At 64.8% G+C, this 826-nt stretch carries 2 protein-coding genes; both read right to left on the bottom strand.

Annotated elements, in window-relative coordinates:
• Positions 1-527, bottom strand: a 527-nt coding sequence (gene tssB / locus AC6RA4_RS17525; RefSeq protein ID WP_500162556.1) for a type VI secretion system contractile sheath small subunit, incomplete at its 3' end; no start/stop codon positions are given.
• A gap of 21 nt (positions 528-548) precedes the next feature.
• Positions 549-826 (bottom strand): type VI secretion system protein TssA (locus AC6RA4_RS17520; protein WP_500162554.1); only part of this gene is annotated, 278 nt, incomplete at its 5' end.

Here is an 826-nt window from a genome sequence, read left to right as displayed (position 1 = left end):
CTGTCCGACTGGGCGGCCATCGCCTGCTCGGCGGCCTGCGCCAGCAGCGGCTCGTTGTTGAGAAGCTGGGCGATGCGCTTCTCGGCATCGACCTTGCCATCCATGTAGCTGAGCAGCTCCTCGAGCTTGCGGCGCATGCCCAGCAGCTCGTTCAGCGCCGGCACCTGCTCGGCCACCTTGTCGGGGGCGAAATCGCTCATGCTCTTGAAGCTGAGATCGACGAACATCTCCTCGTCCGCCTCCTCGCCCTCGGCCGCCGGCAGGGTGTTCTTGACCCGGGCCTTCACCCGCGGCGCCAGCGCCTCCATGAACTTGTTGAAACGTCCCGCATCGGTCTCGACGAAGTTGCGGTCGCCGATCGGCTTCTTCGCCTCGGGGGTCTCGGAGGCGCCGGAGAGGTCTGCCATCACGCCCATCACGAAGGGCAGTTCAATCGTTGTGGGGCTGCCGTAATGCTCCACGTCATAGGCGATCTGAACCCGGGGGGCCCGGTTTCGTTCAATGACTTTCTGCTTGCTGTCGGCCATCCGAATACCTTTCCTGTGTCCCTATTTCTTCTTGTCGTCGACCCCGGCGATGTTGCGGAACTCCTTCAGTCCCGAGGGCGCGATCTCTTCCATCAGTTCCAAAAAATCCATTGCCACCATGCGCCGCATCCGCCGCGCGAGATGCGGGATCGGAGAGGAGGGCTCGGTGCGCTCGTAAAATTCGACAATCCGGTCGAGGGAATTCTCGACATCGGCTCGGTTGCGGATCGCACCGTCGACCGCAGGCGCCGCGGCAACCGGGGCGGCCCCAGGCGCGGCGGGCGCCGCGGCGGCGCCAT

This window comes from Salipiger sp. (genome assembly GCF_059781815.1).
This window is presented reverse-complemented; position numbering and strand designations above follow the sequence as displayed.